This window comes from Stomatobaculum sp., assembly GCF_057248925.1.
This window is the reverse complement of record NZ_DBHIHF010000002.1, coordinates 82,062-107,411: the sequence shown is the minus strand read 5'-3', so window position 1 is coordinate 107,411 and position 25,350 is coordinate 82,062. Positions and strand designations below refer to the sequence as shown.

Annotated in this window: 25 protein-coding genes; 23 read left to right on the top strand and 2 right to left on the bottom strand. The window is 53.0% G+C overall.

From position 1 onward, the window contains the following. The first annotated feature begins 78 nt into the window (after nucleotides 1-78). The 21 genes from ACO4XG_RS01050 (at nucleotide 79) to ACO4XG_RS00950 (ending at nucleotide 20,603) form a co-directional block, all read left to right on the top strand. Nucleotides 79-387: a type II toxin-antitoxin system RelB/DinJ family antitoxin gene (locus ACO4XG_RS01050; RefSeq protein WP_009533344.1), complete on the top strand. Its 309-nt coding sequence runs from the start codon at nucleotides 79-81 to the stop codon at nucleotides 385-387. Between the two features lie 529 nt (nucleotides 388-916). Next, on the top strand, nucleotides 917-3,154 hold the full coding sequence (locus ACO4XG_RS01045; RefSeq protein ID WP_308508820.1) for a DEAD/DEAH box helicase family protein: 2,238 nt from the start codon (nucleotides 917-919) through the stop codon (nucleotides 3,152-3,154). After that, a complete protein-coding gene (locus ACO4XG_RS01040; RefSeq protein WP_308508821.1) occupies nucleotides 3,154-3,738 on the top strand; it encodes a hypothetical protein in 585 nt (194 codons plus the stop codon). Before ACO4XG_RS01045 ends, ACO4XG_RS01040 begins: the two co-directional genes overlap by 1 nt. Nucleotides 3,739-3,907: 169 nt before the next feature. After that, a complete protein-coding gene (locus ACO4XG_RS01035; protein WP_485129631.1) occupies nucleotides 3,908-4,468 on the top strand; it encodes a histidine phosphatase family protein in 561 nt (186 codons plus the stop codon). After that, nucleotides 4,465-5,271, top strand: a complete 807-nt coding sequence (locus ACO4XG_RS01030; RefSeq protein WP_308508822.1) for an aminoglycoside adenylyltransferase domain-containing protein — start codon at nucleotides 4,465-4,467, stop codon at nucleotides 5,269-5,271. The genes ACO4XG_RS01035 and ACO4XG_RS01030 overlap by 4 nt, the downstream gene beginning before the upstream one ends. Before the next feature lie 11 nt (nucleotides 5,272-5,282). Continuing rightward, nucleotides 5,283-6,608: a serpin family protein gene (locus tag ACO4XG_RS01025; RefSeq protein ID WP_308508823.1), complete on the top strand. Its 1,326-nt coding sequence runs from the start codon at nucleotides 5,283-5,285 to the stop codon at nucleotides 6,606-6,608. Nucleotides 6,609-6,854: 246 nt separating this feature from the next. Next, entirely contained in the window at nucleotides 6,855-7,232 is a 378-nt protein-coding gene (locus ACO4XG_RS01020; protein ID WP_308508824.1) for a GntR family transcriptional regulator, read from the top strand. Between the two features lies 1 nt (nucleotide 7,233). Beyond that, on the top strand, nucleotides 7,234-8,100 hold the full coding sequence (locus ACO4XG_RS01015) for an ABC transporter ATP-binding protein (protein ID WP_308508825.1): 867 nt from the start codon (nucleotides 7,234-7,236) through the stop codon (nucleotides 8,098-8,100). After that, the gene (locus ACO4XG_RS01010) at nucleotides 8,097-8,750 is read left to right on the top strand and encodes an ABC-2 transporter permease (RefSeq protein ID WP_308508826.1); all 654 of its coding nucleotides are present in this window, start codon (nucleotides 8,097-8,099) and stop codon (nucleotides 8,748-8,750) included. Before ACO4XG_RS01015 ends, ACO4XG_RS01010 begins: the two co-directional genes overlap by 4 nt. 32 nt (nucleotides 8,751-8,782) lie before the next feature. Next, nucleotides 8,783-9,637, top strand: coding sequence for a hypothetical protein (locus ACO4XG_RS01005; protein WP_308508827.1), 855 nt, complete (start codon nucleotides 8,783-8,785; stop codon nucleotides 9,635-9,637). Nucleotides 9,638-9,641: 4 nt separating this feature from the next. Beyond that, nucleotides 9,642-10,025, top strand: a complete 384-nt coding sequence (locus ACO4XG_RS01000; RefSeq protein WP_308508828.1) for a VOC family protein — start codon at nucleotides 9,642-9,644, stop codon at nucleotides 10,023-10,025. Nucleotides 10,026-10,505: 480 nt separating this feature from the next. Continuing rightward, nucleotides 10,506-11,915 (top strand): YfcC family protein, encoded by a 1,410-nt coding sequence (locus tag ACO4XG_RS00995; protein ID WP_308508829.1) that lies wholly within the window; start codon nucleotides 10,506-10,508, stop codon nucleotides 11,913-11,915. Between the two features lie 114 nt (nucleotides 11,916-12,029). Then, the gene (locus ACO4XG_RS00990) at nucleotides 12,030-13,205 is read left to right on the top strand and encodes a M20 metallopeptidase family protein (protein ID WP_308508830.1); all 1,176 of its coding nucleotides are present in this window, start codon (nucleotides 12,030-12,032) and stop codon (nucleotides 13,203-13,205) included. Nucleotides 13,206-13,487: 282 nt separating this feature from the next. After that, nucleotides 13,488-14,390: a HEAT repeat domain-containing protein gene (locus ACO4XG_RS00985; protein WP_308508831.1), complete on the top strand. Its 903-nt coding sequence runs from the start codon at nucleotides 13,488-13,490 to the stop codon at nucleotides 14,388-14,390. Nucleotides 14,391-14,520: 130 nt separating this feature from the next. Further along, nucleotides 14,521-15,177 carry a hypothetical protein gene (locus ACO4XG_RS00980; RefSeq protein ID WP_308508832.1) on the top strand — a complete coding sequence of 219 codons (657 nt, stop codon included), beginning with the start codon at nucleotides 14,521-14,523 and terminating at the stop codon, nucleotides 15,175-15,177. A gap of 237 nt (nucleotides 15,178-15,414) precedes the next feature. Then, nucleotides 15,415-16,560 (top strand): aspartate-alanine antiporter-like transporter, encoded by a 1,146-nt coding sequence (locus ACO4XG_RS00975; RefSeq protein WP_308508833.1) that lies wholly within the window; start codon nucleotides 15,415-15,417, stop codon nucleotides 16,558-16,560. 145 nt (nucleotides 16,561-16,705) lie between these two features. Then, nucleotides 16,706-18,265 carry an ATP-binding cassette domain-containing protein gene (locus ACO4XG_RS00970; RefSeq protein ID WP_308508834.1) on the top strand — a complete coding sequence of 520 codons (1,560 nt, stop codon included), beginning with the start codon at nucleotides 16,706-16,708 and terminating at the stop codon, nucleotides 18,263-18,265. A 357-nt stretch (nucleotides 18,266-18,622) separates the two neighbouring features. Then, nucleotides 18,623-19,228 carry a 3'-5' exonuclease gene (locus ACO4XG_RS00965; protein WP_308508835.1) on the top strand — a complete coding sequence of 202 codons (606 nt, stop codon included), beginning with the start codon at nucleotides 18,623-18,625 and terminating at the stop codon, nucleotides 19,226-19,228. 24 nt (nucleotides 19,229-19,252) lie between these two features. Continuing rightward, complete coding sequence (locus tag ACO4XG_RS00960; RefSeq protein WP_308508836.1) at nucleotides 19,253-19,645, top strand: DUF2500 domain-containing protein; 393 nt, start codon at nucleotides 19,253-19,255, stop codon at nucleotides 19,643-19,645. Beyond that, nucleotides 19,642-20,025, top strand: a complete 384-nt coding sequence (locus ACO4XG_RS00955) for a hypothetical protein (RefSeq protein ID WP_308508837.1) — start codon at nucleotides 19,642-19,644, stop codon at nucleotides 20,023-20,025. Before ACO4XG_RS00960 ends, ACO4XG_RS00955 begins: the two co-directional genes overlap by 4 nt. A 263-nt stretch (nucleotides 20,026-20,288) precedes the next feature. Then, nucleotides 20,289-20,603, top strand: coding sequence for a hypothetical protein (locus ACO4XG_RS00950; protein ID WP_308508838.1), 315 nt, complete (start codon nucleotides 20,289-20,291; stop codon nucleotides 20,601-20,603). A gap of 92 nt (nucleotides 20,604-20,695) precedes the next feature. On the opposite strand, the gene ACO4XG_RS00945 is transcribed toward ACO4XG_RS00950, so the two are convergent. Together ACO4XG_RS00945 and ACO4XG_RS00940 are read right to left on the bottom strand one after the other, a co-directional pair. Beyond that, complete coding sequence (locus ACO4XG_RS00945) at nucleotides 20,696-21,958, bottom strand: GntP family permease (RefSeq protein WP_308508839.1); 1,263 nt, start codon at nucleotides 21,956-21,958, stop codon at nucleotides 20,696-20,698. A gap of 15 nt (nucleotides 21,959-21,973) precedes the next feature. Beyond that, a complete protein-coding gene (locus ACO4XG_RS00940) occupies nucleotides 21,974-23,110 on the bottom strand; it encodes a glycerate kinase family protein (protein ID WP_308508840.1) in 1,137 nt (378 codons plus the stop codon). 153 nt (nucleotides 23,111-23,263) lie between these two features. Here ACO4XG_RS00940 and ACO4XG_RS00935 point away from each other — a divergent pair, with 153 nt between their 5' ends. Both ACO4XG_RS00935 and ACO4XG_RS00930 read left to right on the top strand, forming a co-directional pair. Continuing rightward, entirely contained in the window at nucleotides 23,264-24,409 is a 1,146-nt protein-coding gene (locus tag ACO4XG_RS00935; RefSeq protein ID WP_308508841.1) for a CdaR family transcriptional regulator, read from the top strand. Nucleotides 24,410-24,751: 342 nt separating this feature from the next. After that, nucleotides 24,752-25,339, top strand: a complete 588-nt coding sequence (locus ACO4XG_RS00930) for a hypothetical protein (RefSeq protein WP_308508842.1) — start codon at nucleotides 24,752-24,754, stop codon at nucleotides 25,337-25,339. Nucleotides 25,340-25,350: the final 11 nt, after the last annotated feature.

Sequence of the window (25,350 nt, the reverse complement as noted above, 5' to 3'; positions counted from 1 at the left end):
GAAAGAAGTGTTGAAGAGGGCAATCTGTGTTGAATTGTAACGCAAACGGCGTTACAATCTTATAAGGAGGTAATTGTCATGGAAAAAACAGCGACATTAAACTTGAGGGTCAATCCGACATTGAAAGCGGATGCGGAGGCAATCCTCGGACAATTAGGTCTTCCGATGTCAACGGCAGTGGATCTGTTTTTAAATCAGATAGTGCTTACGGGCGGTCTTCCTTTCGCAGTGAGTTTACCCGCTGTGCCCGCCGGCATAGATGCACGTGGGATGAGCGAAGAAGAAATTCGCGAAAAACTACGGAGAGGTTATGAGGATTACCGGAGCGGAAAGGTGCAGGATGCCGCAAGTACATTTTCAAAGTTTCGGGATAGTCACAGAAAATGAAGCGATATACAGTCCGGATTACAGATCAAGTAGTCGGAGACATGGAGGAGCTGTATACGTATATCGCTGTTCAGTTTAGAGCGCCGGAGAACGCAATGAGGCAGTACGATTGAATTGCGGAAGCCATCCTCACGCTTGACCAATTTCCCGAACGTTTTGGGTGTTTTCACACCGAACCGGAATACTCTATGGGGATCTGCAGGATGGTGGTAGATAACTTTTTGGTCTGCTATGTCATCGAAGCGGATGTTGTCACGGTAACGAATGTTCTGTACGGAGCTTCCGATGTTCGACAGAGATTGAAGAATCGTAGAGAGGGTTGAGAAGGACAGTAGTTGTTAGTGCATGAGTGTTTAGTCGCAGACTTTGAATGACGTGGTCTGCGACTTTTTTGTGTTTCTTGCTCCTTGCCCCTTGCTAGAGCGGCTGTCAAACCTGTGCTAAAATACAGGTGTTGGAGAGTGCTTTTTATAAAAAACACCGAACGATTTGTTTGTCGATGCGGATGAGAATAAGAGGGGAATGAAAGATGAAAGGCTATGCGGAAAACAAGGCATACGGAACGGTAGCGCCGATCAAGGGTACGAATCCGAGGCAGCTTTATGAGCATCAGAAGCAGGCCATGGAGAATTTGACTGTCATGGATACGGAAGAGAAGTACAGTACTTTGGTTGTACTCCCGACCGGAGGCGGTAAGACCTATACGGCATCGACTTGGCTCTTGAAGCACGCGATTGACCGCAACAAAAAGATTCTCTGGCTGGCACATCGCCACACCTTGCTTGAGCAGGCCGCGGAGTCGTTTCAAAAATATGCGTATGCGACAACGATTCCGCACACGAGCTCTTTTACCTATCGCATTATATCCGGGGCGGTGGCTCACGACCGCGCGGTTGATATCACAGCGAAGGACAATATCTTGATTGCGAGCAAGGACAGCATAGGGCGAAATCTTCCTGCCTTGAATTCGTGGCTGAAAGGGGAAGATGAATTGTACCTCGTGATTGACGAGGCGCATCACAGCACGGCAAAGACCTATCGCAAGGTGATTGAGTACCTTCAAAAGAAGGTCAAACATCTCAAATTAATCGGCTTGACCGCAACGCCGTTCCGCACGGGTGAGGAGGGCGCGGGACAGTTGGGAAATCTTTACCTGAACGGCATGCCGGAGCACAGGGGGATTGCCTACAAAATTGATTTAAAGGAGTTAATCAAGCGTCGCATTCTCGCAAAACCGATTTTTACAACCTGTCTGACTGATGAGTCCTACGGACAAAACCTAGGCCTTGATGATTTGGAGAAGATTCAGCATTTCGATACACTCCCTGAGGAGTTGAGCAAAGCCATTGCGGAGAGCGCGGCGAGAAACAAACTGATTGTAAATACGTATCAGAAAAATCAAGACGAATACGGGCAGACCCTTGTTTTTGCGGTGAATGTGGTACAGGCAATTACGCTGTCGAAACTCTTTAACAAGGCCGGGATTCCGGCTGATTTTGTGGTGTCCGCGATTCGGGATGAGTTGACCGGAGCCAACATTAACCAGGAAGACAATGAACGGAAGATTCGGGCATATCAAGAGGGGAAGCTAAAGGTTCTGGTCAATGTGATGATACTGACGGAGGGCGTGGATCTCCCGCAGACCAAGACCGTCTTTTTGACACGCCCCACGGTATCGACCATTTTGATGACACAGATGATAGGGCGCGCGCTGCGCGGAGAGGCTGCCGGAGGTACCGCGACGGCGCACATCGTATCCTTTGTGGACAACTGGAATGAGCACATCGCCTGGGTCAATCCGGAGAGTTTACTTGCAGGCGGTGAGGATACCGACAAACAGGCAGAGCGTGAGGCAAGAGCCATCCGTATGATATCGATTAAGAAAATCCAGGAGTTCGCTGCTATCATGGATGATTCCGTCGATACAACAGCCATAGAGAGGGTGCCTTTTAACAAACGGATTCCGATCGGCATGTATATGATGTCGTATCAGGAACAGGAAGGTATGGATTTGAGCTGGCAGGTGATGGTCTATGACAGCACCAAGAAGGCGTATCAGGGGCTGATGAAGGCACTGCCGGACTTATTCCAATCCTACGGAAACGATGACGAGTATCCGCCGGCCGAGCTCATTGATGAAATGGAAGAGCAGTGCAGGGCGAGCTTCTTTACCGGTGATATGATTCCCTCGTACGACCCGGAAGATATCCGTCACATTCTGATGTATTATGCGCAGCACAGTGAAGTACCGGCCTTCTATACCTTTGATGAGATTGAACACAGCAAGCTCGATGTGGCGCAGATTGCGCGACACATCATTGAGTCAGGCATGAATTATCTTGGGCAGACGAAGTATTTGAATGAACTCTGGGAACAAGGGGATGAAAATCTGCTGCGCCTGTTCTTCGGGATGAAGAGTTATTTTAGACGTCAAGTTGATATAGAACTTCAGAGAATCGTGGAACCGGAAACCTTTGAGACGAAAAATGTCAGTTACGGGAAGCGCCGCTTTGAGGATATGCCGCTCAGTGAGATGCGCAAATACCCGGGAGGTGCGGAATACGAAAAGGCCCTGCGTGAACAGGCCTTTGCGAAAGCCAAAGTGAAGGGCGGAAACTATGTCTGTGCTTGTTGCGGAAAACAGTTTCGAAACCGCATTTACTTACAGGTAGACCACATCGTCCCCATGAATCAGGGCGGAAAAAGCGTTCCGGAAAATCTACAGGTTCTGTGCAGGACTTGTAACGGGGCAAAGGGAGATCACTGATGGAGGTCTGCCTTACCCCGCTTGAGATGGCCTGCATTGAGGAGAGCATAGGCCTGGCGATAAAAGATACTTATGCGCTTGAGCGGCTTGTATGGACCTTCGAGAAGAACCTGCTCCCGGAGATTTATCGGGACAATCTTAAGAACTGGATGTTGGCCGTCCATTTTTGCGGCGCTTATCTTCACGACAGAGCGGCGCTTGCGTCGGAGTTTCCGCTCATCACAAAAGAACTGCAAGGGATAAACGATAAAAACGAGCAGTCTCTTCTCGGAACAAACCAAGCTCTGTTTGAGATGGAGTTTTATGAGCTGGAATTTTATCTAAAGCGCATGCGGATTGTGATTTTGTACCATGGGAAACAGGACTATGTCCGAGTGAAGCTCAAGACGCTTTTGCGGGCATACGGATATCAGCGCAGAAGTGCAAAGCTCATGGCGTTTCTCAAGCAAGGCATGGAACGCTACGGCCTGGTCTCCTTCCTGCGGGGCAATCAGCGCTGTGACATCGAAGAGATTCGCTTGGATGATATGATTAGTTTTCGCGTGAAAAGTGAAAGAGGCAATCAAAGTTTAAGCAAATCGTAACGGAAACTTACTTTGCTTTCGAAGCCAAAAGAGAGATAATTCATTTGTACCTGTTTTAAATCCAACAGAGCTCCATATCGAAGCGCTACGGTATTAGAGGCTACAGCCCGGCAGTACAGACTGCGGTCCGCTTCCAAGGGATGTTTGTCGGAAGGCAAGGAGGAGCAATATAAAAGTCATTCTGATCAGGCATTGTAAAGTAAAATATGACTGGCGCAGCCTTTACAGTTCGGCAGAGTTTGACCGGGCGTGTCGAGAGTACGACAGAGCTCCGATTGAAGCCGCAAAGCCGTCAGTTATTCAAGAGGCAGTGGGCACTGTTTACATCAGCCGCTTAGAGCGAAGCAAAAGCACTGCGCTTTGCTTCTTTGGTAAAGCGAAATTAAAACAGACGGAACTCTTGGATGAGGTTCCTCTTAGATCAAGTTTTGATACGGAATTACGGCTGCCCCTCTGGTTTTGGAATTTGATGGGGAGAATCCAGTGGTTTCTGAATTATCCGAGGCAAGCAGAGCCCAGGCGCCTCACAGAGCGCCGAGCGAAAAAAATGGTCGGAAAAGTATGCGCCGCGGGAGAAGACTGCATCCTTGTCACGCATGGATTTTATATGCATACCTTGGTGAAAGAATTTCAAAAAGCGGGGTTCATAACAAAGCAGCGCAGAGCGTATTACCAAAACGGGCAAGGAATCACACTGTGGCTTCCGAGGCCAAAAGAGGGACAAGTATGAGCAGTCATATTCCGGAACAGAACGAAAAACTCACCCGGTTTTTGCGCCGGTTTCAAAATAAACTGAGATGCATTCTGGGAGCTAAGCTAATCGGCATCTATATCCACGGCTCGGTGGCACAGAATGCTTTTCATTGGGAGCGCTCCGATGTGGATGCGCTCGCGGTGGTTTCGGAGTGTCTCACTGCAGCCGAACGCCTTCACTTTGTAGAGGAGATTCGAGCACTCAGTGAGGAGGGGCCTGCGAAGGGGATTGAAGTCTCCGTGCTTACGGAGAAGGAGCTTCGCGCGGGTTCGCATCCCTATGTCACGGAATGCCATTATTCGCCCTTTTGGGATGAATATGTCCGCGAGGCGGGTTGGGAGAATTGGGATGAAGAATCGCGCAGGGATGAGGATATCACAAGCCATATCTATAACGTAAGGCAGAAGGGCATAGTGCTCGAAGGGCCGGAGATTACGGCGCTTTTTCCCGACATCTCCCGCAAGAGCTTTATGGAGAGTATCGCTTACGATGAGCACGATGCGCCTGTGGATATGGTAGATTCTGTCATGAACCTCTGCCGCTATCATTGCTTTTTGCGGAGCGGGGCGCTTCTTTCCAAGGAAGAGGGCTTACAGCGAATGCTGCCTGAACTTCCGGCCTATGAGTCGTTTCTCCGGAGGATACTGCGGGAATTTTACGCGGGTACCGTGTACTTAGACGAAGCACTGACAGAAACAGCGGAGCGTTTCAAGGAAGAGATGCTCAGAAAACGAGCGAAAGAACTGACGGAACCGGACGAAAACCCACCGGCAGAATAAGGAGGTAAGTCATGAAACATTTCCGGAAAAAGAGTCTTGCAACGCTGACGGCGCTGGCACTGTCCGTGTCCGCACTTTCGGGCTGTACTTCGACAGCTGCGCTGAAGGCGGTGGAGGCGAATTACCCTGTTCCGGCGGCGGAGGAGAAGAATGCGCAGACGTTTGCGGAAAGCCAGGAGTATCAGGACTGGCTCAAGTTCTATCAAAAGAAGATTACTCTGTCTGAACCGTACCAGACAGAACTACGCGGCTATTATCGGAGCTTGCTGCCGAAGCTTTTGAATGAGTCGGATGATAATACCGTCTGCTCCCCGCTCAATATTTATATTGCCCTCGGAATGCTCGCAGAGGTCTCCGACGGAGAGACCAGACAGCAGATTCTGAATGTGCTTGAGGCGTCGGACATTGAAGTTCTGCAGAGTCGCATTACGGCGCTTTGGGAGAGCAACTATGTTGACACGCCGCTCATCAAGAGCTTACTCGCAGATTCGCTCTGGCTCAACAATTCCGTGAGCTACAACGAGGAAACTCTGGAGAGGCTCGCGAAAATCTACTATGCGTCTTCGTTTCGCGGAAAGCCGGGCTCGGCGGAGATGGACGAGGCGCTCCGCAAGTGGACAGATCAAAACACCGGCGGACTTTTGACGGACTACACCAAGAACTTAAAGCTTGAGCCGGATACGGTTTTGGCGCTGGTCACGACCATCTACTATAAGGCGGCATGGGTTGATGCGTTTTATGCCGCGGGCAACACAAAGGAGACCTTCCATGGCACCAAGGGCGATGCGACGGTTGATATGATGCATCAAACCGACACCATGGGCGTCATGGAAGCGGAGAAATTTACCGCGGTGCGCTTGCCCCTTAAGGACAGCGGCGACATGTATTTTTACCTCCCGAAGGAGGGCGTTGCGGTCAACGAACTCACGGAGTATGCGGCTGTCTTTGACGCGTTGCCGCCGACGGACAGCGTTCACTGGACTTCGTACCGCGTGAATCTGACCTTGCCGAAATTCAAGGTTTCCGAGGAGACAGATCTCATGAAAACGCTTGCAGCCATGGGCATTACAGACGCGATGGATGCCGGCAAGGCGAACTTTAAACCGCTCACGGAAGCAAATAACAATTTCTTCCTGAATCGCGCGACACACGCTGCCATGGTAGAGGTGGATGAGCGGGGGGTGACCGGAGCGGCCTATACCATGCTGGCCATGGCGGGAGCGGCAATGCAGATGAGCGAGCCTCTGGACATTACCTTCGACCGCCCCTTCCTCTTCCTCGTAACCGCGGAGGACGGTTCGTTGCTGTTCTCGGGCGTGGTGCGGAATATCGAATAAGATATTAAGATGAGTTTTTGCGGTGTGCCTTTGACGCGGCTTCGGAGCCGCTTGGTTTTGAAAGAGATAGCGCAATCCGACTTCTTTATGGAGTCGGATTGCGCTATCTTTATGCCTACATCTTCCGCTGCGCTTAGAAAACGGTCAAAGATGCAAATTAGAAGAGAAAAATTCTATTGAAAACACTCGGCAAGCTGATATAATGTACATATACAATAAGTACACTTTGGCGAGGGGGGACGCGGTTTGGACATTGTGATCAGCAACAATACCGGAAAACCGATCTATGAGCAGATCACAACACAGGTAAAAGCTATGATCATAAGCGGGGAGCTGAAGGCGGGAGATGCGATTCCCTCTATGCGTGCGCTGGCAAAATCACTTCATGTGAGTGTCATTACTGTTCAGAGAGCGTATGAGGAGCTGCAAAGAGATGGCTTTATAGAAACCACGGTTGGCAGAGGTAGTTTTGTTTCCGCACAAAACAAAGAGTTCTATCAGGAAGAACAGCAGCGCATCGCCGAAGAACATTTGCAAATCGCCGCGGAAATCGGCCGAACAAACCGGATTTCGCTTGAAAAATTGACAGAGCTATTGGCGCTGTTCTATCTGGAGGACGAATAATATGGAAAATATATTAGAGCTACAACGGGTCTCCAAGTCATTTCCGGGATCAAGTTTTAGGCTGGAGGACATCAGTTTTTCTCTGCCGTATGGCGCTGTGTTAGGCTTTGTCGGAGAAAACGGAGCCGGAAAGACGACCACAATCGGCTGTATTCTAAATACGATTGCGCAATACGGCGGCAGCATCAAATTATTCGGAAAAGAGATGCGGGATTCCGATACAGATATCAGAGAACGGATTGCGGTCGTTTATGACGGGGCTAATTTTCCGAGTTATCTGAATGCAAATCAAGTGTCGGATATTATGGCGGGTGTTTACAGGCATTGGGACAAGACGCTGTTTCGCCATTATCTTGAGAAGTTCAAATTGACGCCGACGCAGAAAATCAAACAGTATTCCAGAGGAATGACGATGAAATTGTCGATTGCAGCTGCCTTATCGCATCATCCGCAGCTGCTTGTTTTAGACGAGGCAACAAGCGGACTGGATCCCATTATGCGGGATGAGATGTTGGATGTGTTTCTGGATTTTGTGCAGCATGAACAGCACTCTATTTTGCTGTCATCTCACATCACAAGTGATTTGGAAAAAATAGCCGATTACATTACATTTATTCACAACGGGAAACTGATTCTCTCCGCACTGAAAGATGATTTGCGTTATAACTATGGTGTGATGCGCTGCAGTGAGAAGCAGTTTCAAGCCCTGAAGCAGGAAGATATGATTGCCTATCTGAAACGGGATTATCAGATTGATGTGCTGCTTTCCGACAGCAAAGCCGCACAAAGAAAATACAGGGACGCTGTGATTGACCATGTGTCCATTGATGAGATTATGCTGCTGCTGATCAAGGGAGAACGGATATGAAGGGACTGTTGAAGAACAATTATTTCGCGACCTTGGACAATGCGAAGGCAATTACAGCTCTTATGGTTTTGCTCTGTGCGTTGGGTATTGTTATGAAAAATCAAATGCTACTCATTTCGTTTACCCTGTTTTGCATGGTCGGATTTTCGCTCATCTCGCTTGTGGGAAGCCTGAAAGAACGGGGCTTTAAGTGGGACAAGTATAAGCTGTCGATGCCGGTAAGGAGAGCTGAGATTGTGAGAAGCTACTTTCTGAGCCTGCTGCTCTGGCTCGTTTTCGGAATGTTGCTTGCCGGAAGCGGTATTGGTTTATCGCTGGTATTTCGGGGCTTTCTATTTGACAAACCCACCGATGTCTTTAATCTGTATGTAGGCGGGATCGGTGTCAGCTTGTTTGCGGGGGCAATCTTTTTTCCGCTGTATTGCTCATCGGGAGGAGAGGAAAGAGGCGAAGCCCTGTTGGTTATCAGCTTGCTTTTGGGCTTTGGCATCATTGTTGCGATTAGCAGCTTTATCAATGCACGCATCCCGACCCCTCTGACAGCGCGGGAAACGATTGCAGTCGGAATCATGATACTGTCAGCTGCAGTAGGTGCATTTGTTTTTTCGTACGCACTGACAATCCGTATCTACCGACGGCGGGACTGCTAGACAATTTCAGGAAACAGAAGGGAGAGTTCACCATGGGATTTGACATCACCTATCATGCGATTCGCAGGGATGAGATGGAGCGCTGCTTCTTTGCGCCGATGAAGGCATTAAAGGACGGAGACAGCAGCGTGGCGGAGCGCTTTGCGGAGGCGTATCAGGCGGAACACGAGTCATTTTACGGGGAGAAATACTTGGACATCATGAAGACTGTTGCGGCCTGGGACATCCGGAGAGCCAGTGAAAAGGGCATACTCTACGGGATGGCGGTGGTCAGCGGTTTCTTCACGGAATATCAGTATGTCCGCGGCTCGGCATACTCTTTTCTCATTGAGGAACATCCGGAGGTGAAGCGCTACTGCAGTCCGTGGAAGAGCTTTGTGCCGGAGTGGATCCCGGAACCGGACCATGATATTCTCAGTGAAAATTATGCGGCCGGCATCTACATGGCGCCGGAGCAGGTGAAGTCCCTGCTTCAGGATTACGAGAGCGATGCAGGCGTTCGGAACTGCCTCGAGGAATTTTTCGGTGACAACCTGGAGGTATTCCTTACCTCGTTACGTCAGGCAAATGAGTCGGAGAGCGGTCTCATGGAGGCGGCCGAGGTCATGGAGGTAAATCCCTTTGATCTCAACAAGTCGACATGCTACTCGGACATTCGTCTCTGTGACCCGCAGGGTGCTTTCATCTATCAAAAAGTCGCAATCGAGCAGGTGAAAGCCGCGAGCGGAATGGAAACGGAAGAAATCATAGAAAAAGTGAAGTACGAAAAGCACCATTACGAGACCCCGGCGGAAAAAACAAAGACGGCAGAGGAAGAGGAGCAAAAGCCCGAGAAAGCTGCAGAGAAAAAGCCTGGTTTCTTTTCAAGGCTCTTCGGGAAAAAGTGAGCACATGAGAATCGAACATGTGGCTCTCTATGTCTCCGACCTGGAGCGCGCGCGGACGTTCTTTGTCCGCTATTTCGACGGAAGCGCAAATGCGCAGTATCACAATGAGAAGACCGGCTTTCGCTCCTACTTTATATCCTTTGCGGACGGCGCGCGTTTAGAGCTCATGACCAAGCCCGACTTGACGGTACAGGAAAAGGCGCTGCTTCGCGCGGGGTATGCGCATGTTGCGTTTTCGCTCGGAAGCAAAGAAAAGGTGGATGACCTGACAGAGCAGTTGAGAGCGGCGGGTTATGAAGTGATCAGCGGGCCGCGCACCACGGGGGACGGGTATTACGAGTCCTGCATTTTGGATTTTGAGGGAAATCAAATCGAATTGACGGTGTAGTAAGACACAGCAAAACACAAAGAAAAAGAGCGACAGCCGTGCCCAAGGGAGCAAGCGGCTGTCGCTCTTCTTGTTTCGGCAGAAGCTCTTGTAGGCGATTTGTTTTATGAAACGGTTCTGTGCGGGGGCGGAAGCGGAAACAAGGTGGATTGTGGATAAACTACAGCATAATGACGATAAAAAGGGCTTATAGTCGATAAATAGACAATATATATGCGGAAGGTAAAATAATAGTTGGAAATAATGCTGTATAATATCGCTTAAATGTTGAATTAATTGCGCAAACTGTATATGATAAAGAAAAGCAAAGTTACAAAGTGAGACTTTATTGTAAGAGGCACTTGCGTCGAGGCTGTCTTTGGATAGAGCGCCGGGCGCAGCGAAGGGAGGCGGCGGAGACAAGAGCTGAAGGAGCGGATTTTCGGAATTAAGTAGGAATCAGACGGAAACGGAAAGCAAAACGTTGTGCGGAGGTGCAATATGGGAGAACAGGTAAACAAAACAAAGAAACGCGGCTCGATTAATGCGTTTGTCATTGTGTTTCTCGTCATTGTGGGATGCTACATTCTTTCGCTCTTCATCAGCCCGGGTGCCTTTGAGCGCGAGCAGCTGAACGGGCGCACGGTGGTCATTGCGAATTCCTATCACGTCACGGATAAAATCTATCTGGGACCGCAGGCCATCTTCCAGGCGGTGCCGAACGGCCTGGTCTCCTCGGCGGGTATGATGTTCCTTGTCATGCTGGTCGCGGGTTGTATCGAAGTCTACAAGAGAACCGGCGCACTCAATAAGGGTGTTGCGCGCATCCTATCGAAGTCGGAGCGCGTGGGACACGAGAAGATACTTGTGCTCATCATGATTATTTTCGGCGCACTGGGCGGTTTCCTCGGCTGGAACGAACAGATAGTGCCCTTCATACCGATTGTGCTCTCGCTCTGCCTGGCACTCGGCTATGACCTGATGACAGGCATTGCCTGCTCGGCGATGATCGATATGATCAGCTTCTCCTTCTCGCCGACCAGCGTGTATACCGTCGGTATCTCGGATGAAATCGCAGAGCTCCCGATGTTCTCGGGTTTCCTATTCCGCTTTATTCTGCTCTGCATCGCGGACATCATCATCATCCTCTATGTGCTGCGCTATGCGCGCGGTGTGCGGAGCGGAAAGATTCAGTCGCTCACCGCGGACTTAGACAGCGACAAGTTCCGGGTTGACTACTCGCAGGAGATGCGGGAGCCGCTGACCAGCGGGCAGAGTCTTTCCCTGCTCTTCTTTGTCGTGGTTTTTATCACAGCCATCGCAGGTGTTGCGAAATTCGGTTGGTCGATGAATGACCTCTCGGCCTGCTTCCTCTTCACGGCGATTGCGGCGGGCTTCATTAACCGCATGGCGCCGAACGATATCGTGAATGCAATCTGCGCCGGTGCGAAAGACGGCCTGGTGCCGGCCCTGGTGATAGGCCTTGCGCGCGGCATTCAGTGGATACTCACGGCGTCCGGAATCATAGACCCGATTATCTACAGCATTTCAAGACCCTTAAAGAGCCTGCCGGGACCGGTCGCTGCGATTGCGGTCATGTTCGTGATTGCGATTTTTAACGGTCTCATCACCTCGGGTTCCGCGAAAGCCATGGCACTCATGCCCATTTTGATTCCGCTCGCGGATCTCATCGGCATGACGCGGCAGACGATGATACTCGCTTTCCAGTTCGGCGACGGTCTCACGAACTCGCTCTGGTTTACGAGCGGCACTCTGCTCATCTTCCTCACGATTGCGGGCATTCCCTTAAAGAAATGGTGGAAGTTTGTCACGCCCTTGATTACGATGTTATTTGTGGTCTGTATGATAGCCTTGATTGTCGCGACCAAGATTCACTACGGACCGTTCTGAGCAGAGAAAGATCTTAAAGATACGCGATACACGGAGAAAGCATGATGAGCGCGGGGAAGCCGGAAGCGGTGTTTGTCCCCGCGCGATAAGAGAAACGTCAGGGGGTAAGTTTTTATGATAGATATTTTGGAAGAGGGAACTGCGCTGCGCGAAGAACTCGTGGAACTGCGCCGCTATTTTCATGCGCACCCGGAGCAGTCCTGGCAGGAGTTCAACACACAGAAAAAGATTTGCGAGTATTTGGATGCACTCGGCATCCCCTATGTGAAGGTCTGTAAGACCGGTGTGATTGCGACCGTAGCGGGGAAGCATTCCAAGGGGAAGGTGCTCGGCATACGAGCGGATATCGATGCGCTGCCGGTTACGGAGCTTTCGGAGGTCGCATGGAAGTCCGTGAACGAGGGCTGTATGCATGCCTGCGGGCATGACACGCATATCACCATGCTGCTCGGCACGGCCAAGCTCTTAAAGAAGATGGAGGATGAGCTCACGATTACGGTGAAGCTCTTATTCCAGCCCGCGGAGGAGTTCATTGCGGACAGCGGCGCAGGGCTTATGAAGGATGAACCGGAAGTCTTGGCCTGCGACCGCCTGATCGCCATGCATATCTGGAGTAAGATTCCTGCGGGCTATGCCTCGCTCCGCTACGGCCCCGTCATGTCGGCGGCGGATACCTTTGACTTTCACGTGAAAGGCAAGGGCGGACACGGTGCCCTGCCGCACCAGACGGTGGATCCGATTGTGGCGGGGGCGGAACTGGTCATGTCCTTGCAGCGCCTGGTCTCAAGAGAACTGAATCCGCTGGAACCCGCGGTGATCAGCGTGACTTCGTTTGTCTCGGGCACCACCTCGAACGTGATACCGGGAGAAGCGCACCTCATGGGAACCGCGAGAACCTTTAATCCGGAGATACGAGATCGCTATCCCGCGATGCTGCGCCGCGTTGCGGACGGCGTTGCCATGGCGACCGGAACCGAGATTCAGCTCGATTATCACCCGGGACCGCCGCCGACCATCAACGACGATGCCTCTGTGGACACGGGGCGGAGAGCAGCCGAGAGAGTTTTCGGAAAAGATCATCTTCTCGACTGGGAACAGCAGATGGGCGGCGAGGACTTTGCCAAGTACGAGGCGCCGAAGTGCCTTCTGTTCCTCGGCGGCGGTTTTTCGGAAGAGGCGCGGCGCTACCCGCAGCACAGCCCCTACTTTGACATCGATGAGAGTGCCTTGGAACTCGGTGTCCGCTACTTCTTAGAGTATGTGCGGGAGTACGGTGAGGAGCAAGAATAAAGAGATATCCTTAGCTTGCGGTAGCCGGAAACAGCAGTTTGGGGATAAAAACAAGAAAGCATAGTGATGCGAAGAAATGAGCAGCTTGTGGGATACAGCGCTAAGCAAGCGAAGCAGAAAACAGAGTCAGGTAAGAAAAGTTGAAAACGGTGTCAGCAACAGAAGCAGAAATAGAATTGAGGAGCGACAGCAAAAGTAGCGCTTACCGGATGTAAAGCTTGCCTGCACCGAAAGGGTGCAGGCTTTTGATGATTCGCTACGGAGTATCGAAGGGGAGAGGCATTGCGGAAATCATATCGTGAACTGACAGAGGAAATCAAAACGGACGGGGAGAGGCTTAAGCTAATTGCGGCGCTCGGGAACAGCGATGACCTTGCCTATCACTATGCGCTCATCTCTGAGGATTGGGCGGCGGGCGGAAGGCTTATGCTCGAGAACAGCTTTGACCGGCATGGAGAAGCAGGGATTGTCTTTTTACTTGAGCGGCTCAGAGCGTTTGGGACGGCTTCAAAAACGGGCACAAGTTCAGAGGAAAATGCAGCTGTCGGTTCGGGTGCAGGTGGGGAGATAAGTACCGACACACTTGGCGCAAAAAACCTGCAGCGAGACGCGGGACAGGGCTGTTGGAGAAACAGTGAACAGGACTGCAGAAAGGGGAGAGAGACGGTCTGCGCGAAGGGCAGCGAAAGTGCTGCGCGTCTTTATATAGATACCGCTTACCTCGCCGCCAAAATCCTCTCACAGCTAAGACACAGAGACTTTTATGCCGCGCGCGCCAAAGAGCTGGCAGCACTCCTGACCGCAAGATGGGAAATTTCGGATATCGCGCTTCGAAGAAAGCAAATCATTGCCCTCGGTTGGATCGGCTCTGAGTCGGAAATCAATCTTCTGATTGACTCTATGCAGAGCGATTCGGATGCGCTCTGCCGCGCCTGGGCGGCTGCCGCGCTCATGCAGCTCTCGTTCCACGGTGTGGCGGCAGATGTTCTGCGGGAGAAAACGAAGGCGGCCTTTGCGGCGGCAATACAGAAGGAGGGCGACTTGAATGCTGCCGGCATCCTGATAGAGGCGGCACAGACGCTCTTCGGAAAGAAGTGGATATCCGCCGCGGCAGCGGAAGCGGCCGAGTCCGAGTCGATTGAAAAGGCGAGAAAATCGGCGCTCCGTTTTCTCGGCAAAGCCTGAATTGCTTGTCGCCTTTGATTGCGTTGTCTATTCGCTTTGTCTATAATAAATTCTGGTTCAAACTGCCGTATATCGGGCACTGAAATGCTCTTTTGCCGCACATTACATCTGTTTTAAGGAGACGGAATTCATGACAAATCGGACAAAACAAGCAAGGGAGTTAAGAGATAGCGGAAGGAGCAAGCCGGGAGCGGTTATCGCGATTGGGCACGTCCTGCTCTTGCTCTTTGAATTATTGGTGGTCGTGCACGGCTTTGCGGGCGAAGGACTTGCTACGCTCCGCTTTTATACGACAGACTCGAATTTGCTCTGCGGCATAGCTTCGGCGCTCTATCTTTGGACTTATTTCCGGGGCGGAAACGTGAAAGGGAGCGAGGCTGGGGTGATTTCGCTGCTCCGCTTTATTGCGACAAGCTGTCTGCTTGTGACCTTTACGGTGGTGTTACTGGTACTCGGTCCGGAGAACGGTTTTGCGCATGAGTTCCTCGACGGAACGAGACTATTCAGCCATCTTCTCTGCCCGTTCTTATCCCTGATTTTATTTCTCTTCGGCGATGAACTCGCATCCTTTTCTTACATCTCCCGCGCGCTCTTTACGACCCTCCTCTATGCCGTGCCCATGATACTCTTAAACGCGGCGGGACTGGTCTCGGGACCCTACAGCTTTTTAAAGGTGCGGGAGCAGAGTCTTGCCTCTACGCTGTTCTGGATTGTCGTGATTCTCGGAGGAAATGCGCTTTTGGCCCTGGCGGCAGTCCTGTTGCAAAAAAGGTTTTTTAAGAGATAAAATATACATAAAATACGGATTAAATCATCGATTTATTGTGCGCTTTGCTGATAAACGAGAGGTGGCCGCATCTTCGTTATAAAATTGACAATACAGTGCAAATGCCAACATTCACCGCTAAAATAAGATAATAGCAAAATTTGCAAACAATTTTGCGGTGATTCATTGACGCTACAGGAAATATCGTGTTACCATGACCGTAGTTTCAGAAGGGCATTACAAAGAAATGGAGGGGTCATGGGTTTCATTCACGGTTTGGGCACCAATGCGGTGTTCATGATTTTTCTGACGCTGGTATGCGGTTATGCATTCGGCAGGATTAATTTTGCAGGTGTGAAGTTCGGCACATCCGGTGTTCTGGTGATGGCGTTGATTTTCGGCGCACTGGGCATGGAAGTGCCGGCCATCATCGGCACGGCCGGTCTGGCACTGTTCCTCGCGTGTGTCGGTCTCTCGGCGGGACCGTCGTTTGTCACGAATCTGAAGGCAAATTTCTGGGGCTTTATTGCGACGACCGTTGCGATTCTGGTAGCCGCGGGCGGTACGGTCATCATGGCGGTCAAAATTTTCAAGCTGCCGGTTGACCTTGCACTCGGTGTCATGGCAGGTGCGATGACCTGCACCGCGAGTCTTGCGACGACCAAGGAGCTCTTCGGCGATAAGTCCGCGGCCGGTGTGGGCTACGGTCTTGCCTATGTGTTCGGCATTATCTCGGTTGTGATGTTCGTTCAGCTGGTGCCGAAGTTCCTGAAGGCAGATGCCGATGCGGAAAATGCAAAGCTGCCGGACGCACCGGTCTCGAAGAGCGAGGGCGATAAGTCGCTGCTCACGGTCGACGGCCCGGGGGTGTTCGTAGTCTGCGTTGCGATTGCGCTCGGCGCGCTGATCGGTGCCATCAAGGTTCCGCTCGGCGGCGGCACGACCTTCTCGCTCGGCACAGGCGGCGGCGCTATCATCGCAGGTATTTTTGTCTCGGCAATCGGCCACTGCGGCAAGATTAAGCTGACCGCGCCGAAGTCGACGCTGATGCCGCTTCGCGATCTCGGCATTGCATGGTTCCTTTTGCAGAACGGTGCAGGTGCGGGTCCGAAGTTTGTGTCGACGCTGCAGCAGTATGGCATTATGCTGTTCCTGGTCGGTGCGTTCATGAGCGTGGTCGCGATTCTCTTCGCGTATGTGGTGGCGAGATATCTCTGCAAAATGCCGCTCTTCGGTGCCCTCGGCGCAACGACGGGCGCTATGACTTCGGCGCCGTCCTTAAATGCGCTGATTACCGTGACGGGCAATGACAAGGTGGCTTCCTTCTATGCTGCCTGCCAGCCGGTTGCGACGGTGGGACTTGTGATTCTGCCGAAGTTGCTCGTGATGATGCTCGGATCCTGAGTTCATTGTACGAGAGCAAAAACAGAAATTTTGAAGCGCTGTTTCGTGAGAACGAGACAGCGCTTTTTGTTGCGCGGGTTCGCCTTGACAGACTCTGTGGCGTGCCGGAAAATGAGGACAGGAAGTGACAGAGAGGAGGTTGGCCATGCTCCAAATCAAGAGCCTTACCATAGAACATCGGCGTGACTTGCGTGTCATTCTGGAGAACTTTAACCTGGTGCTGAATACAGGCGACAAGGCGGTTATCGTCGGCGAGGAGGGCAACGGGAAGTCTACCCTGCTCAAGTGGATTTTTGACCCTGTCCTTGTCGCGGCCTATGCGGAGTGCAGGGGTGAACGCATCTTGGGCGCGGAGCGACTTGCTTACCTACCACAGGAGCTGCCGGAGGAACTGAAAGGGAATTCGGTCTATGAATTTTTCTCGGCTTCGGATGCGTTTTATGATTGTAGTGCGAAGGAACTCTCGGAGCTCGCCGCACGCTTTCGCCTTTCACCGGAGTTTTTTTACGGAGAACAGCGCATGGACACACTCTCCGGCGGTGAGAAGGTGAAGGCACAACTGCTCCGTATCTTTTTGGAGCGGCCTACTATACTCCTGCTCGACGAGCCTTCGAATGACTTAGATCTTGCCACGCTCGAATTATTGGAAAGCCTGATCAATGGGTGGGAAGGCATTGTCCTCTTCACCTCGCACGATGAAACCTTGATTGAGCGGACAGCGACGGTGGTGATTCACTTAGAGCAGCTCAAGCGGAAAAGCGAGAGCCGCTATGCGGTGGTGCGAGACACGTACGCCCGCTACCGGCAGCAGCGCGCGGAACTTTTTGCGCGAAAGACCCAACAGGCGGAGAACGAGCGCAAGGAGAAAAGGATCCGAGATGAAAAATACGCGCGGCTCCACAACTCGGTGGAGCGGGCGTTATCAAGTGTTTCCCGGCAGGCACCGGGCGAGGGAAAGAACTTAAAAGACAAGATGCACGCGGTAAAAGCCATGGGGAAGCGCTTCGAAAAGGAAGACGCAGAGATGACCGAAATGCCGGAGCAGGAGGAAGCTATCTTCTTTCGGCTCGGCGGTGAGGCGACAGTGATGCCGCAGGGGAAAACGGTGATTGACTATGCCCTCGCGGAACTGAAAACGCCGGACGGTGAGCGTCTGTTGGCGAGAGACATCTGCCTTAAGCTGCGAGGGCCCGAAAAGCTCTGCATCATAGGCGAGAACGGCGCGGGAAAGACGAGCTTGCTGCGCGGAATTGCGGCGGCTTTGCTCGCGCGAAAAGATCTCCGCGCGCAGTATATGCCGCAGAACTACGAGGATCTGTTGGAATTAGATCGAACCCCGGTCGACTTCCTGGACAATAGCGGCGATAAGGCAGTGCGCACCAAAATTCGTACCTATTTGGGAGCGCTTAAATTCACGGCAGAGGAGATGGATCACCCCATGCGGGAACTCTCCGGCGGACAAAAGGCCAAGGTCTTACTTCTCAAAATGAGCCTCTCGGATGCGAATGTCCTCATACTCGATGAGCCGACCCGCAACTTTTCGCCGCTCTCGGGGCCTGTGATTCGAAGCTTGTTGGCCGCGTTTCCGGGGGCTGTTATCAGCATCTCCCACGACAGAAAATATATCGATGAGGTTTGTACGCGCGTGTTACGTTTGACGGAAGCGGGACTTATGCCTGCGCCGGAATTCGGCAAACAGAATTGAGCTTGCGGAGAAAGAAGCGGAATCAGCAAGCGGGCCAAAAGCGGTGGAAGCGCAATGAAGCGCGTTCCGCCGCTTTTTGGCCGTGTCAAAGAGTTGAGTCGGTATAAGACCCTATAAGGGCGCTAGAGACTAAAAGGGGAAAACAGACGCGCTTCGGAGCAGGCTTTACGGAGGAGAGAGAAGCAGCAGGGCTGCGGCGGGGGAGAGAACTGGGTCGAAAAACAGAGTCGAAAACAGAGTTGAAAAACAGAGTCGAATGTGTGCGTCTGTGTAAAACCTTAGTGCGGCGGACAAGTCGCGGAAACCCGTAGAATCGGCTATAATAAGTTTAGCGTGTAGTGATAGAAAGAGGTAAGTATGTCGCGTTTTATTGCCTTTGATGTGGAGACACCGAACCGTTTCAGCGACCGCATGAGTGCCATAGGCATTTCCGTAATGGAAGACGGTGTCGTGGTGGATTCCTATTATACCTTGGTAAATCCTGAGACACAGTTCGACTATTTCAATGTGCAGCTCACCGGCATCAGCGCGGAGAGCGTGCAGCACGCACCGACCTTTCCCAAGGTATGGGAGGAGATTGCGCCGCTCATGGAGAGCGGGCTTCTGGTTGCGCACAATGCCGTGTTTGACATGGGCGTACTCAGGAAATGCCTGAGTGCTTACGGAATCGTATGGAAGCCCGAGGTGCCCTACCTTTGTACGGTACAGATGGGAAAGCGCCTGTTGCCCGGAATGAGCCACAAGTTAAATGTGCTCTGCGAGTACTACGGCATTGCGCTGGATCACCATAAGGCGGACAGCGACAGCCGCGCCTGCGCAGAGATTCTGCTTCGCTATTTGGAGTCCGGCGCTGACATCACCCCCTTTATACGGCGCTGCTACCTATCAGCAAGCAGTTCAGAGGAAAGTGAGAAAACAGCGTATCCAAAGCGGAAATCAATCAAGACAGGAAGAAAACGGTAAGAGCAAAGCGGAAGGGAGAAACGTATGTACGACGACATCTTCTTGGCCGGCGGTGTATTCGCCGCGGTATTTTCTCTGATTTTTATTTTGGCCCTTGTTTTAATCATCGTGAGAGTTGTGCAGGGCATAGACACTTGGCACAAGAACAACCGGTCCCCGAAACAAACGGTTTCCGCCGTGCTCGTGGGAAAGCGAACCGCGGTCTGGGGACACAGCGGCACCAACACGGTCGGGAGTACGAATACCGCGTATTTCCTCACCTTTCAGGCAGAGAGCGGTGAGCGCACGGAGTTTAACGTGGACGGCAGGGTCTACGGAATGTCGGCCGAAGGTGACCGCGGACAGTTGAGCTTTCAGGGAACACGTTTCCTCGGCTTTGAGCGAAGGCAGGACAAATACTCCGGAGGTGCGACATGATTACGAGATATCGTCCCACCATTAAGCCACCCTTTAGCCTGCATGACAGAATCGTGCAGGAAATTGCGGATGCGGGGACTTCCGTGTGCCTCTTTTTTGAGGAGGGCAGCCTTACGATTGAGGATGTAGACCCCGATTTTGTGGCGGTTCTTTTGTTGCGCCCGGAGAAAGAGCGCGGAGCGTTCGAAGGGAAGCGCATGTCGCTCAAGCACTTTTTGGAGCGCTATACCGAGTACAGTTTTGAGTTGGTCGACGAGCTCTATGGCGACCACACACTCACCTACAGCGGCTACCTTACACTGCCGGATGACAACAGCCTGATTGAGATGTCGCTGGAAGTCTATTACAGCGGCGAGCTGGTCTACGATACGGAGAGCTGAAACGGAAAGCCATGTGAAATGCATGCGCAAAGAAGAGTGCAGGAGAAACGATAGGGGCATTTCGTGGGAGGAAGCGCCTGCACCTCGTTGCGATCGGAGACAAGTAAACGCCGCGAGAACAAGAGCGGCGGCAACATACGCAATCGGGATGAAGGGATACAGGCGGAATGCCGCTTGACCGTGTGAAGAGGGGACGAGAGATGAACAAGGAAGAACGTGCGGAAAATTGGTTTCGGAATATACCGGGGGAAGAGAAAATTCCCATGGAGAAGAAAATTGAACTCTGCGGGCGGGTTACGATTCCCATCATAGTGATCTGTCTCGGAATCTTTATCGCGGAGTATGCGCTGCTTCGTTTCTTCGGCGGCGGAACGCTCATTGACCGCGCGGCGGATTTTGTCAATGAAATTGCGCGCGCAAAGGGCAGAGTACACTATACGACGCTTGCGACCGTCGGTGTAATCATGATGTTTCCGTTTGCTGTCTTGCCGGTCACGGTGAGTACGCTTTACCGGCGGAGTTGGCTGCGTAAACAGGCGAAAAAATGGCTGTCCGAACATACGCAGAACGAGAACTGAGAAAACAGGGAATCAAAAATAGCGGATGCAACTGATTTTAGTCAGCTGCATCCGCTATTATTGTGCCGTTATTTTTTGTGCCTGCCGAATTCTTACGCCGTCACAAGATACAGAATGACAGCGACAATCGTGGAAGTGAGTCCGATCAGTGCCTCGAAGGGAATCAGCTTCATGCGGTTCTTGATGTCCATGTAGACAGAGCCGCCGGTCGCGTGGAAGAAGGAGCCGTGCGGCAGGGAGTCAAGCACAGTCGCGCCTGCGTGAATCATAGCCGCAGCGGAGAGTGCGGGGACACCTGCTGCGAGCAGGGTGCCCGAGAAGGTCTGGGAGGCAACGGTGGAGCCTGCGGTGGTGGAAGCGGTCGCGGCTCCCATCAGGATACCGGAGAGTGGTGCCAGGATGAAAGCCGGCATGTTCATGGCGCTGAGCAGTGTGGTCATATCCTTCTGGAGCGCGGAAGCCTTGATGATACCCGCAATCGTGCCGGTTCCGATTAGAAGAATCGCGACGCCGATGACCTTCGAGAGGCCGAAGTCCGTGTAGGGAATCAGGTTGCGGATGTTTCCGGTTACCAGAATGCAGACCAGACCGCCGAGCGGAAGCGCAATCAGCGGATCCACCGAAATCTTGGCGAGCGGACGCAGCGCGAGGAGCACAATGACAGTCAGCGGGCCCGCAAACGCCTGCAGAGCATTCGGGAGCTTTTCTGCCGGTGCCGCCTCGAGATCGTTCTGCGAAATGCCGTCGCCCGCCTTCTTTGCGAGCAGGGAAGCAAGGACTATGGTTGCGATGAGTGCGCAGATCGCCGGAATCAGGTTCTTAAGCATCACAGCCGTGAGGTCAAGCTGAAAGGCCTCGGTCACGGCAATGGTGTTCGGGTTCGGGGAGACAATGTTGCCTGCCTTGCCGCCGCCTATCATCGCGAGCAGTATGCCGCTCTTCGAGAGGCCGGCGCGCTCACCGATTGCAAGGGCAATCGGCGCAACCGTGATGACAGCGATGTCGATGAACACGCCGACCGCGCAGATAATCATGGTCGCGACCGCGAGTGCCGCAACGGCGCGCTTTTCGCCTATCGTGTCGACTATGGTCTCTGCGATTTTCTGCGCTGCGCCGGTTTTAATGAGTGCGCCCGCCAGAATACCGCTGGTCAGAATGCGAAGCACCGAGGACATCATGGAGCCTGCGCCGCTCACCATCGTGGAGACCGTGCCCGCGAGCCCGCCGCCGCCGATCAATCCGCCGATTAAGGCGCCGAGAATCAGACCGTAGGCCGGCTGTACCTTTTTGATAATCAGGAGAATGGCGACGACCAGTCCGATCAGTGCGCCGAGTGTCGTGAATTGTAAGTCCATGGGAAACCTCCGTTTTTATTTGAGCAGGAACAGGCGCAGTGCCTGTTCGACCGTATCTGTCATATTCTGTCTTGCATTGTCGGGCTCCATCGCCTCTTGGAGCGTCGAGATGCGGCGCAGTATCGGGAAAAAGGCATCGATGCCGTGCGCGTTGCAGGCGGTCGCATCCTGGGTGACCGCACCCGCGAAGGCGATGACGGGTTTTCCGTACTGCTTTGCGATTTGTGCCACGCCGATTGGCGCCTTGCCCATGACAGTCTGTCCGTCGAGCCGCCCCTCGCCGGTAATCACGAGGTCGGCATCCTTCACATAGTCCTCGAGGCGGGTCTCCTCAAGCACAATTTTGATGCCGGATTCGAGCTGCGCGTCGGTAAAGGTCAAGAAGGCAAAGCCGAGGCCGCCCGCCGCGCCCGTTCCCGCCTGCCGCGGGTTCGCCTTCTCGTATTTTTCGCGCGCCAGTGTCGCATAGTAGGCGAGCCACTTGTCCATCTGCATGATCATGCCGGGATCGGCGCCTTTCTGCGGGCCGAAGACCGCGCTGCAGCCCTGATCGCCGCAGAGCGTATTGGTCACATCGCAGGCCACGCGGAAGGTACAATCCGCAAGTTCCGGAATGACCTTCTCATCCGTGATGCGGTCCAGAACCTGCAAGCCCTTGGCGCCGAAGGGAACTTGCTTGCCCTCGCTGTCAAGGAGCCCGTAGCCGAGCGCCTGCAACATGCCGATGCCGCCGTCATTCGTCGCGGAACCGCCGATGCCCACAATAAAGTGGCGGCAACCCTTCGCAATCGCATCCCGTATCATCTCTCCGACCCCGTAGGTCGTCGTATTCAGCGGGTTGCGCTCCTTTTCATCGACGAGGGTGATGCCGGCAGCCGCAGCCATTTCGAGGATTGCGGTTTTGCCGTCCTGCAAAATGCCGTAGACCGCAGTGACCGGCGCGCCGAGCGGCCCTGTGACGCGCACCTCTTGCAGGGTGCCTCCCATACCTATGGTGAGCGCCTCCACTGTGCCTTCGCCGCCGTCCGCGAGCGGGCGCACCAGGACTTCGGCGCTGCTGTCCGCCCTGAGAATTCCGGCGCGGATTGCATCGCCCGCCTCAAGAGAACTGAGAGACCCCTTGAGAGAATCAATGGCGACCACTACTTTCATCTCGTTTCCTCCTTGTTTTGTTTTCGGATGCCTACTGACAGCCTGTGCTGTCGAACTGTAGTAAGAATAGCGGAATCGCCGAACATGGTCTATGTTACAGAGAATGGGAAGTGATATACTGAGAATAAAGTTTTAGGTACGGAGAACAAAAATATGGCGGAAATCAGCAAAAAGACGGCGCAGCAGATTGTGGACAGCGTGAAAGATGTCTGCGGGCACGATGTTAATTTCATTCAGCCGGACGGCAGCATACTTGCGAGCACGAACCCCGAACGAGTGGGAACCTACCATGAAATCGGGCACCGTGCGGCGCAGGGCGGACAGCCGATTGAGGTCATGGAGAACGACAGCTTCTACGGCACGCAGCAGGGCGTGAACCTGCCCTTTTCGCATCACGGAACCATAGTCGCGGTCATCGGCATCACCGGCGTCCCCGAGGAAGTGAGAAAGTATGCCTACCTCGCCCAGCGCATCACGGCGCTTTTGCTCCGCGAGCAGGAATACGATGCGAGAAACCGGAATGCACAGGTCGAGACCGACTATGTGGTGCGGGCGCTGAGTTCCGGGAAACCCATGAACCACGGCTTTTACTTAGACTTCCTTTCCTCCCACGGTCTCAGCGAAGAAGTGCGCTACCGCACCGTGCTCGTGCGGCTCTCGACGCGCTATAACCCCGCGAACCTCTCAATGGTGGAGCAGAAAATACTGACCGTGTTTCGTGAGACCGGAAGTCCGCTCTATACCTTCCGCTTCCCGAATGAGTATATTCTGATACTGCCGAGGGGCGACTATCCGCCCAGACAGCAGCAATTTGAGCGGCTCGCCGCGGAGTTCCGGGAAATCCTCTCGGTCGGCGTGGGGGCGGATCACAAGCTGGTGCACCAGTACCGCTCGTTCCGGGAGGCACAGATTGCGGCCCGCGCGGGCGATGAGAGAGGCGGCTACGCGGATTTTGAGCAGCTCGATCTGGAACTGCTGAGCGGCTCCATTCCGGTCGCGGTTCGCGAGAGCTATGCCACGCGCACACTCGGGAAATTGAGCGATAAAGAAAGACACATCTTAGCGGTTTACTTTGCCGCAGATTGCAGCTTAAAGACAGCGGCGGAGAAGCTATACATCCATAAGAACACGCTCCAGTACCAGCTCGACAAAATACACGCGCTGACCGGCTACGACCCAAGAGTGTTTCGCGAGGGTGTAATCCTGTATCTCGGGCTGCAACTGGGGTTCGGGAACACCGAGACGAATGCGGCGGGGACTGCGGCGGAAAATATCACGGGAACGACATCGGAACTCTGACGGGGCAAGGTTTAAAAAGGCCTGGTGTAGCGTATGGGAAAAGGCAGAAAGAGCAGAAAGCAGAGCGGCAGAAAACCGGAGCGGCTCTATCCGTCTTTCGGAAGCGAAATCTTTGGCGAAATGTGTGATCGGAAGCGAAAGGCGGTGATCTGGATACAGCTAATCGGAAGCTGTGATTCAGAATGCCGTATCACTTGCCGGTTTGGAAGCCGGTACTTTAGAAAAAGCGCTGAAACAGGCGCGCTAGCTTGAGATTTTCAAGGCAAAATTCTATAATAAAAAGGATGTGAACCATAGTCACGGTAGGGTAATCCGGAAAGCCAAGGAGGCAGAGAAAAAGTCATGTCAGACTTACGTATCAACTGGATTGACGAGTGGGAAAAGAAGGACGTGGATCTCGAAGAACTGCGCCGCGCGCTGGAAAGCGGGGATTCCGCGCGCTACAGCGGAAAGGCGTTTCGAGACATCGGCGGCAAGTGGAAGAAGTACGCAAAGCGCGGCGTGTCGAATCTGTACCTCTTAAAGGAGACCGAGGACGATAACGACGGCCTTGCAAACGCCTACTACGCCTACTCGATCACGGACGGTGTGATTGCCGATGAGGACCTCGAACAGGTTCGCGCGGTCTGCGCCGAGAACCTCGGCACAAGCGAGATGCGTGCGGTCTGCTCCTTCTGTAAGCCGAACGAGTGGTGGGATACCAATCCGAGCTTCCACACGAAGCAGGCGGAAAAAGGAGAGACGGATTCCCTTTATAGCTTCCTGATTGCGAAACTCTTCCCGGCAGGCATTTTGCTTACCTCGCGGAGCGTCAAAAAGAAAGAGTCGCAGCGCCTTGCCTGCTCTGCGATTGCCTGGGGTCTAAAGGAGGGCGGTCTTTTTAAGAAGGGCGCCTACATGAGCTATACCATTGACAACGAGCTTCTGTGAGTTGGCCGGAA

What these genes read in the sequence shown, in the direction of transcription:
- ACO4XG_RS00965 (WP_308508835.1), top strand. Translation starts at nt 18,623, where the DNA reads ATGTCGCGTTTTATTGCCTTTGATGTGGAGACACCGAACCGTTTCAGC.
- ACO4XG_RS01005 (WP_308508827.1), top strand. Translation starts at nt 8,783, where the DNA reads ATGGGATTTGACATCACCTATCATGCGATTCGCAGGGATGAGATGGAG.
- ACO4XG_RS00940 (WP_308508840.1), bottom strand. Translation starts at nt 23,110, where the DNA reads ATGAAAGTAGTGGTCGCCATTGATTCTCTCAAGGGGTCTCTCAGTTCT.
- ACO4XG_RS01040 (WP_308508821.1), top strand. Translation starts at nt 3,154, where the DNA reads ATGGAGGTCTGCCTTACCCCGCTTGAGATGGCCTGCATTGAGGAGAGC.
- ACO4XG_RS01010 (WP_308508826.1), top strand. Translation starts at nt 8,097, where the DNA reads ATGAAGGGACTGTTGAAGAACAATTATTTCGCGACCTTGGACAATGCG.
- ACO4XG_RS01000 (WP_308508828.1), top strand. Translation starts at nt 9,642, where the DNA reads ATGAGAATCGAACATGTGGCTCTCTATGTCTCCGACCTGGAGCGCGCG.
- ACO4XG_RS01030 (WP_308508822.1), top strand. Translation starts at nt 4,465, where the DNA reads ATGAGCAGTCATATTCCGGAACAGAACGAAAAACTCACCCGGTTTTTG.
- ACO4XG_RS01025 (WP_308508823.1), top strand. Translation starts at nt 5,283, where the DNA reads ATGAAACATTTCCGGAAAAAGAGTCTTGCAACGCTGACGGCGCTGGCA.
- ACO4XG_RS00980 (WP_308508832.1), top strand. Translation starts at nt 14,521, where the DNA reads ATGACAAATCGGACAAAACAAGCAAGGGAGTTAAGAGATAGCGGAAGG.
- ACO4XG_RS00930 (WP_308508842.1), top strand. Translation starts at nt 24,752, where the DNA reads ATGTCAGACTTACGTATCAACTGGATTGACGAGTGGGAAAAGAAGGAC.
- ACO4XG_RS00990 (WP_308508830.1), top strand. Translation starts at nt 12,030, where the DNA reads ATGATAGATATTTTGGAAGAGGGAACTGCGCTGCGCGAAGAACTCGTG.
- ACO4XG_RS01050 (WP_009533344.1), top strand. Translation starts at nt 79, where the DNA reads ATGGAAAAAACAGCGACATTAAACTTGAGGGTCAATCCGACATTGAAA.
- ACO4XG_RS00955 (WP_308508837.1), top strand. Translation starts at nt 19,642, where the DNA reads ATGATTACGAGATATCGTCCCACCATTAAGCCACCCTTTAGCCTGCAT.
- ACO4XG_RS00970 (WP_308508834.1), top strand. Translation starts at nt 16,706, where the DNA reads ATGCTCCAAATCAAGAGCCTTACCATAGAACATCGGCGTGACTTGCGT.
- ACO4XG_RS00960 (WP_308508836.1), top strand. Translation starts at nt 19,253, where the DNA reads ATGTACGACGACATCTTCTTGGCCGGCGGTGTATTCGCCGCGGTATTT.
- ACO4XG_RS00945 (WP_308508839.1), bottom strand. Translation starts at nt 21,958, where the DNA reads ATGGACTTACAATTCACGACACTCGGCGCACTGATCGGACTGGTCGTC.
- ACO4XG_RS00995 (WP_308508829.1), top strand. Translation starts at nt 10,506, where the DNA reads ATGGGAGAACAGGTAAACAAAACAAAGAAACGCGGCTCGATTAATGCG.
- ACO4XG_RS01045 (WP_308508820.1), top strand. Translation starts at nt 917, where the DNA reads ATGAAAGGCTATGCGGAAAACAAGGCATACGGAACGGTAGCGCCGATC.
- ACO4XG_RS00975 (WP_308508833.1), top strand. Translation starts at nt 15,415, where the DNA reads ATGGGTTTCATTCACGGTTTGGGCACCAATGCGGTGTTCATGATTTTT.
- ACO4XG_RS00935 (WP_308508841.1), top strand. Translation starts at nt 23,264, where the DNA reads ATGGCGGAAATCAGCAAAAAGACGGCGCAGCAGATTGTGGACAGCGTG.
- ACO4XG_RS01015 (WP_308508825.1), top strand. Translation starts at nt 7,234, where the DNA reads ATGGAAAATATATTAGAGCTACAACGGGTCTCCAAGTCATTTCCGGGA.
- ACO4XG_RS00950 (WP_308508838.1), top strand. Translation starts at nt 20,289, where the DNA reads ATGGAGAAGAAAATTGAACTCTGCGGGCGGGTTACGATTCCCATCATA.